7 protein-coding genes are annotated in these 7724 nt (G+C 36.3%); 4 read left to right on the top strand and 3 right to left on the bottom strand.

Annotated elements, in window-relative coordinates; all coding sequences use genetic code 11:
* Positions 1-304 precede the first annotated feature (304 nt).
* Positions 305-1708 carry a dihydrolipoyl dehydrogenase gene (lpdA, locus tag ABIQ27_RS09985; protein WP_348033740.1) on the top strand — a complete coding sequence of 468 codons (1404 nt, stop codon included), beginning with the start codon at positions 305-307 and terminating at the stop codon, positions 1706-1708.
* Between the two features lie 67 nt (positions 1709-1775).
* On the opposite strand, the gene ABIQ27_RS09990 is transcribed toward lpdA, so the two are convergent.
* From ABIQ27_RS09990 to ABIQ27_RS10000, 3 genes are read right to left on the bottom strand one after another with little or no spacing between them, the layout of a single operon-like run.
* A complete protein-coding gene (locus ABIQ27_RS09990; RefSeq protein WP_348033741.1) occupies positions 1776-2999 on the bottom strand; it encodes a hypothetical protein in 1224 nt (407 codons plus the stop codon).
* Positions 2915-3496 (bottom strand): hypothetical protein, encoded by a 582-nt coding sequence (locus tag ABIQ27_RS09995; RefSeq protein WP_348033742.1) that lies wholly within the window; start codon positions 3494-3496, stop codon positions 2915-2917. Before ABIQ27_RS09995 ends, ABIQ27_RS09990 begins: the two co-directional genes overlap by 85 nt.
* A gap of 54 nt (positions 3497-3550) precedes the next feature.
* Positions 3551-4168: a class I SAM-dependent methyltransferase gene (locus tag ABIQ27_RS10000; protein ID WP_348033743.1), complete on the bottom strand. Its 618-nt coding sequence runs from the start codon at positions 4166-4168 to the stop codon at positions 3551-3553.
* Positions 4169-4298: 130 nt separating this feature from the next.
* Here ABIQ27_RS10000 and tpx point away from each other — a divergent pair, with 130 nt between their 5' ends.
* Genes tpx through ABIQ27_RS10015 form a run of 3 tightly spaced genes read left to right on the top strand, consistent with a single transcriptional unit; the run spans position 4299 to position 7687 of the window.
* Complete coding sequence (tpx, locus tag ABIQ27_RS10005; protein ID WP_348033744.1) at positions 4299-4796, top strand: thiol peroxidase; 498 nt, start codon at positions 4299-4301, stop codon at positions 4794-4796.
* Positions 4797-4806: 10 nt separating this feature from the next.
* Positions 4807-5184: a diacylglycerol kinase family protein gene (locus ABIQ27_RS10010; RefSeq protein WP_348033745.1), complete on the top strand. Its 378-nt coding sequence runs from the start codon at positions 4807-4809 to the stop codon at positions 5182-5184.
* A gap of 40 nt (positions 5185-5224) precedes the next feature.
* Positions 5225-7687 (top strand): DNA translocase FtsK, encoded by a 2463-nt coding sequence (locus tag ABIQ27_RS10015; protein WP_348033746.1) that lies wholly within the window; start codon positions 5225-5227, stop codon positions 7685-7687.
* Positions 7688-7724: the final 37 nt, after the last annotated feature.

Raw genomic sequence — 7724 nt, forward strand, 5'->3', positions numbered from 1 at the left:
ATCCCGCTAACAATATATTGGGATAATTACTTCTAATATTCATTTCAAATCTACAAAAAAAATATTTTATTTTAATTGATTTCCAATGATTTAATTTTAAAAAATATGCTTTTTTATCGTTCTTGTATTCTTATCCCTATTAATAAAAAAAAAACTTAAAACTTCTCTTATATTTGAAATTAAAAGAAGAATATCCAATGAATATTTGATTACAAAATCAAAATACAAAATCCTTATTTTCTAAGAGTAGAAAAGTGAAATAAAAACTGTAATTTTGTGACGCAAAAAAAATAAAATATAGATTATGAGTTCATTTGACGTAGTCATCATAGGTTCTGGTCCCGGCGGATATGTATCAGCTATTCGTTGTGCCCAATTAGGTTTCAAAACCGCCATCATCGAAAAATATTCAACACTTGGTGGAACTTGCCTTAACGTAGGCTGCATTCCATCAAAAGCATTATTAGCTTCATCACATCATTACGAAGAATTACAGCATTTTGCCGACCACGGAATTGAAGTTTCCGGCAAAGTAAAAGTGAATCTTGAAAAAATGATTGCCCGCAAACAAGCGGTAGTTGATCAAACTTCCGGTGGAGTGAAATTCTTAATGGATAAAAACAAAATCACCGTACTTGAAGGCGTTGGTTCTTTTGAAAGTGCTACCAAAATCAAAGTCACTAAAGCAGATGGAAAATCGGAAACTATTGAAGCTAAAAATGTAATCATTGCTACAGGTTCAAAACCATCTTCTTTGCCTTTTATCAAATTAGATAAAGAAAGAATCATAACATCAACAGAAGCACTGAAATTACCGGAAGTTCCTAAACACTTAATCATTATTGGTGGTGGTGTTATCGGAATCGAATTAGGTCAGGTATATTTAAGACTTGGTGCTCAGGTTTCAGTAGTTGAATTCATGGACAGAATAATTCCGGGAATGGATGCAGGCTTGTCTAAAGAATTGACCAAAGTATTGAAAAAACAAGGCATGAAATTCTATACTTCTCATAAAGTAAAAGAAGTAACCAGAAAAGGCAAAAACGTAACTGTTCAGGCCGATGATGCCAAAGGAAATACCGTAACTTTCGAAGGTGATTATTGCTTAGTAGCTGTTGGCCGTCGCCCTTATACTGACGGATTAAACGCTGATAAAGCCGGAGTAAAAGTAACCGAACGTGGCATGATTGAAGTCAATGATCATTTACAAACTAATATTCCAAATATTTATGCGATTGGTGATGTTGTTCGTGGAGCGATGTTGGCTCACAAAGCAGAAGAAGAGGGCACTATGGTTGCTGAAATCTTAGCGGGACAAAAACCACATATCGATTATAACTTAATTCCGGGTGTAGTTTATACCTGGCCTGAAGTTGCTGCTGTTGGTAAAACCGAAGAGCAATTAAAAGAAGCTGGTGTGGCTTACAAAGCAGGAAGTTTTCCTTTCAAAGCTTTGGGAAGAGCCAGAGCAAGTGCCGACAATGACGGATTTGTAAAAATCTTAGCGGATGCAAAAACGGATGAAGTATTAGGTGTTCACATGATTGGTGCGCGTTGTGCCGATTTGATTGCCGAAGCGGTAACCGCAATGGAATTCAGAGCATCAGCCGAAGATATTTCAAGAATGTCTCATGCGCATCCAACTTTTGCCGAAGCAATTAAGGAAGCAGCATTAGCGGCTACTGATAACCGACCGTTACATATTTAATTAGACTAGCTTAGACTACTTAGATTTTTAGATAACAAAAGGCCGACTCAATTGAGTCGGTCTTTTGTTATTTGATTCGGGAAGTTGTGATTTTGACATCGGCAGTTGCCCAACTTTTCGAAAGCAAAGCATCTATTTCTTTAACTTTAGAAGGATTATTAAGTTTTTGATAGGCCAGTTTCAATCCAGTTTGCGCCCAGCCATTATTTCTAAATTTTTTCAAATCAGTTTCATAGGTTTTCACAGCATCATTATACTTTCCGGCTTCAATTTGCACTGCACCGAGATGATGCCGCACGGAGAAAAACCAATCTGGTGGTTCATTATAATTTAATGCGTCTTCAATGGCAACTGCTTTTTCGAGCAGTGGAATACTTTGTTTATAGTTTCCCTCCGAAGCTAAAATTTCAGCTTTCAATACTTTACTTGCAATTTGCAAAACATCATACATTGTATTGATATCCCAAATAGTCATTTTTTTCATAGCGTCATCATTAGACAAAACTTCCAATTTCGCTAACTCAGCTTTTGCTTTTGCGATGTCTTTTTTTCCTAAATAAGCCATTCCTTTTGCATAATGAGAAACAGCCACTGGATATTTCAACGTATCGGAAACTAATTTCATTTTTAAAACTGCATCCCATTTTCCAAATTTTACTGCGACAAAATATGGAATAACATAAAAATGCTGCAAGGTTGACCAGCCTGGTTCAATCATTGTTTTTGGATGGACAAGATTTGATGTTTTATCAGCTCCTATTTTCGCCCATTTATAATTGCCTTCTAATGTAGCGCAGGCTGCCATAAAATGATAATTATGTGGATAATAAGCTAATGGATATGCACCTTGCGCGTGACACATCGTTACATAAATGCTGTCTAATTTCACCGAATTGATATTGGCCAAAGTACCTTTGTGATATTCGCCTGTTCGAATATAAATATGCGAAGGCATGTGAACCAAATGCCCTGAGGCTGGAGCTAATCCGTCATCAAAACGTTTTGCTGAAGCATTGGCTCTTTCTGCAGAATTCGAAGCTTCTACAGCATGAATATAGAAATGGTTTGCACCAATATGCTTTGGGTCTTTTTTTAATATTTTTTCCAAGAGCATTAAAATTTCCGGTGTCCATGGCTTGGCAATGCCATTTTTATCAAACAAATCCCAAGGATGCAAATCCATAATAGATTCGGCATATAAAGCTGCTATCGTATTGTCATCCGGGAATTTTTTTGCCACATCTTCCATAGCTTCAGAATAGGCAATATCCAATGAACTTCTATCTTCCACCGATGGGCGACATATCTTTTTGATAACGCATTTATTAATGCCTTTTCTTTTTCAGAAGCATTAGCTGTAAGCTTGACTGCTTGCTGAATCGCTTTATAGGCTCTTTCATAATTATCGGGTTCCATTCCTGCGTTGTAATTTGGACCCAACACATAGGCATAACCCCAAAAACTCATGGCAGATTTTGTGTCTAATTTCGTAGCATAATAAAAAGAGCGGGCAGCTTCGGCATGGTTAAAACCGAAAGCAAAGGCTAATCCCTGATTAAAGTATTTTTGAGCTTCCTCATTTTTTGTGCTAATCGGAAAATCAATAACATCCATTCCTTTAAAAAGTGGCGCTTTATTATTGGTTTCAAACCATTTAGCATCCGTAGTTTGTGGTGCGCAACTGTATCTTGTTTTTCCAGCGACGACAGTTTTCTTCTCTTCCTGGGTTTTTTTACAGGATAAAAACAAGGCAAAAACAAGTACGAGCAATTTTGGAATTCTGTTCATAAGTCACGTTTTTATTCAATCAAATATAATAGAAACGCACTTAAAATCAAAGACTTATTTTCTTTTAAAACCACAGAAGAGAAAATTCTGAGTTGTATCAAAAGGTGTTTTGTGGTCTTCAACGAAACAGCCTTTCAATACAAAATCTCTTTCAAAAATGAAACGCAGGCTTTCCTGATTGTATTGTTTGATTTCCAAACCGCTGCACTTCAACGGACCGCTTTCTGAAAAAGTCCCTATAAATACTCTACCGTTTTTCGAAACCGCTTTATTCACTAATTCAGCGTAATTGTCGATTTCTTCGGGATCTGTCAAAAAATGAAAACAAGCACGATCATGCCAAAAATCATACTTCTCTTCCGGGTTAAAATTCAAAACATCAGAAACTATAAAAGTTACTTTTCCACTTGCCTTTGCTCCGAGTCTCTTTGTAATGCGGTCAATAGCATTGGCAGAAATATCCAACAAAGTCAAATTAGTATAACCCAAATCGAGCAAAGCGTCAATAAAATAACTGTCACCTCCACCAATATCGATAATTTTGACATCCAAAGGCAATTCTAAAGCGGTTAAAAAATCTACGGAAGTTTGTGGATACTCCTGATACCAACTGACTTCCTTTTCTTGTTTGACAGCGAATACATTTTCCCAGTGTGTTTTTCTATTTTCCATTATTTAAGTCCTGATGATTTATGTTGTTTGTCACGTTGCTAATAAACAAAATAAAATGCTTTTTCCCTAATAGCAACCTAAAATACCTTAATAATTTTTACTACTTTTGAAACTCAAAAAAACAACATTTATGGCTTCAGTATTATTCAGTGGAAATCCAGTAAACACTAATGGTGAGTTACCAAAAGTGGGTTCAAAAGCACCCGATTTCAAACTTACAACATCAAATTTATCAATTGTTTCCTTATCAGATTTTGCCGGTTCAAAAATAATTCTGAATATATTTCCGAGCATCGACACGCCAACCTGCGCTACGTCGGTTAGAAAATTCAATGCCGATGCCAGCAAATTGGAAAACACTAAAGTTTTATGTATTTCACGCGATTTACCTTTTGCCCAAAAACGTTTTTGTGGTGCAGAAGGTCTGGAAGATGTCATTAACCTTTCTGATTTCAACACCGGAAATTTCGGGAAAGATTATGGTCTTGAATTTGTTGACGGAGCATTTGCCGGTTTACATTCGAGAGCAATCGTTGTTATTGATGAAAACGGAATAATCAAACATACCGAACAGGTTGCCAATACCTCAAACGAACCCGATTATGAAGCTGCTTTTGCTTCGCTATAAATATTGAATTATGGAATTCCAAAAAGACAACTCCTTTTTCACCGGACGACTAAAAAGTGTAGGCTTTGCGCTAAAAGGTGCTTATAAACTTATCACAACAGAGCATAGTGTGATGGTGCAGTTTTCATTAGCTGTTTTACTAACAATTGCCGGGTTTTATTTTCATATTTCTAGAGAAGAATGGATAATGCAGATTTTAGCTTTTGGATTGGTTTTAGGAATTGAAAGCCTGAATACAGCTGTAGAGAAAATTGCCGATTTCATTCACCCTGAATTTCATGACAGAATTGGTTTTATCAAAGACATTGCCGCAGGAGCCGTAATGTTTGCTGCAACTGCTGCCATTGCAGTAGGATTATTAATTTATGTTCCAAAATTTCTACAATAATTCGATTAAATTTCTATTTTTATAGCGATATAAATTTCCAATGGCAAAAACAGTAAAAAAAGAAACTAAAGAAAAAGATCCACAATCGGATATTAAAATATTAAAGACCAAGAAGCAATACAGAATGCTGTTTGGTTTTCTTTTGGTTTTATTGTCAATTGCCTTTTTAGTTTCCTTCATTTCATTCTTTGTTTCGGGTCAAGCCGACCAAAGTGCTGTTGATTCCTTAACAGACAGAAGTGAACACGTAGAAAACTGGTTAGGCAAATTTGGAGCTTACGTTGCTGATTTATTTATCTATCGAGGTTTTGGTGTCGCTTCATTCCTATTTGTTAAGTTGTGCTTTTTGAGTGGCGCTTTTTTATTATTAGACCTGCCAATTAGAAAACTAAAAAATACTTGGTTTTGGGATTTGTTTGCTATCATAGTGTTGTCGATAACGTTTGGCTTTTTTGCTACAACTATTCCGGAATTAGGCGGAACAATTGGTTACGAACTCAATCAGTTTATACAGGATTATATTGGTAAAGTTGGAACATTACTTGGGATTGCTTTTGCGATTGTTATCTATTTAATTTTCAAAATAAAAATTTCTCCGGATGCCATTAAAACTTTCTTTGAAAAGAGACATAAAGACATCAAAGATGATCTGAATGGATTGACAGGAACAGAAAGCGGAGCAGATTATAATTTAGAAGAATTTGCTGTTAAAGAAGAGGAAGAATTAGACGAACCGACTTTAAAGCCTTCGCAATTTGAAATCAATAAAGAATTGTTGAAACCAACTATTTCAAATCCTTCCGAAATTAATTTGGAACCAACCATAAAAACTGTTGAACCAACTCCTACTCTACAACCTGACACGAGCGAAAGCGAACTGGCGAAGCAAATCATTCATACTAAAGATGATGCTTTTGTGATTGAACAAGCTCCGATTGAAGATGTCATAGAAGAAAATCTGGCTGCAAAACTTGTATCCGACTTTGGCGAATTTGATCCAACTTTGGATTTATCCAACTACAAATTCCCAACAATTGATTTGCTAAAAGAATACACTTCTGTTGGCATCACCATCAATCAGGAAGAACTGGAAGAAAACAAAAACCGAATTGTAGAAACTTTAAAAAACTACAAAATAGATATTGCCCAAATCAAAGCTACGGTTGGTCCATCGGTTACATTATATGAAATTGTACCCGAAGCCGGAATCCGTATTTCCAAAATAAAAAGCCTTGAAGATGATATTGCTTTGTCATTGGCAGCTTTAGGGATTCGTATCATTGCTCCTATCCCAGGAAAAGGAACGATTGGTATTGAAGTTCCAAACAAAAACCCAACGATGGTTCCTATGAAAACTGTGATTTCTTCAGCTAAGTTTCAGGAAGCCGAAATGGAATTACCAATTGCTTTAGGGAAAACTATTTCTAATGAAACCTTTGTGGTGGATTTAGCAAAAATGCCTCACCTTTTGATGGCTGGTGCGACCGGACAAGGAAAATCGGTTGGATTGAATGCAGTTCTGACTTCATTATTGTACAAAAAACATCCGGCCGAAGTGAAGTTTGTTTTGGTTGACCCAAAGAAAGTCGAGTTAACGCTTTTTAATAAAATTGAGCGTCATTATTTGGCAAAACTACCCGATGACAGTGATGCTATCATTACGGATAACACCAAAGTAATCCATACCTTAAATTCGTTATGTATTGAAATGGACAACCGTTATTCGTTGTTGAAAGACGCGATGGTTCGTAACATTAAAGAATACAATGATAAATTTAAAGCCCGTAAATTAAATCCGGAAAACGGACATCGTTTCCTGCCTTATATTATTTTGGTGGTTGATGAGTTTGCCGATTTGATTATGACCGCCGGAAAAGAAGTGGAAACACCAATTGCGCGTTTAGCACAGTTAGCACGTGCTATCGGAATTCATTTAATCATTGCCACGCAACGACCATCGGTGAATGTAATTACAGGGATTATTAAAGCAAACTTCCCGGCGCGTATTGCATTTAGAGTTACATCTAAAATAGATTCAAGGACGATATTAGACACACAAGGCGCTGACCAACTAATAGGTCGTGGGGATTTATTGTATTCCAATGGAAATGATTTAGTGCGTGTGCAATGTGCCTTTGTAGATACTCCAGAAGTTGAAAGAATTGTAGATTATATTGGTTCGCAAAAAGGGTATGCCAGTGCTTATTTATTACCCGAGTATGTTGGTGAAGAAGGCAGTAGCGTAAATCTGGAATTTGATATATCTGAAAGAGACAGCTTGTTTAGAGATGCGGCAGAAATAATTGTAACAGCCCAGCAGGGTTCGGCATCATTATTGCAAAGGAAGCTGAAATTGGGTTACAACCGCGCCGGTCGATTGATTGATCAGTTAGAAGCAGCAGGAATTGTAGGCCAATTTGAAGGAAGTAAAGCAAGAAGTGTAAACATTACTGACTTAGCTTCTTTAGATCAATTCTTTAATAATGAACAAAACAATGATTAAAATGAACAAAATAGTATCAATTGTTATTCTATTTTTA

Source organism: Flavobacterium sp. (assembly GCF_039916025.1).
In the GTDB taxonomy this organism is placed as follows: Bacteria; Bacteroidota; Bacteroidia; order Flavobacteriales; family Flavobacteriaceae; genus Flavobacterium.

Excerpts from the sequence above, each read along its gene's own strand:
- ABIQ27_RS10010 (WP_348033745.1), top strand. The coding sequence starts at position 4,807 with ATGGAATTCCAAAAAGACAACTCCTTTTTCACCGGACGACTAAAAAGT.
- ABIQ27_RS10015 (WP_348033746.1), top strand. The coding sequence starts at position 5,225 with ATGGCAAAAACAGTAAAAAAAGAAACTAAAGAAAAAGATCCACAATCG.
- ABIQ27_RS09995 (WP_348033742.1), bottom strand. The coding sequence starts at position 3,496 with ATGAACAGAATTCCAAAATTGCTCGTACTTGTTTTTGCCTTGTTTTTA.
- lpdA (WP_348033740.1), top strand. The coding sequence starts at position 305 with ATGAGTTCATTTGACGTAGTCATCATAGGTTCTGGTCCCGGCGGATAT.
- ABIQ27_RS10000 (WP_348033743.1), bottom strand. The coding sequence starts at position 4,168 with ATGGAAAATAGAAAAACACACTGGGAAAATGTATTCGCTGTCAAACAA.
- tpx (WP_348033744.1), top strand. The coding sequence starts at position 4,299 with ATGGCTTCAGTATTATTCAGTGGAAATCCAGTAAACACTAATGGTGAG.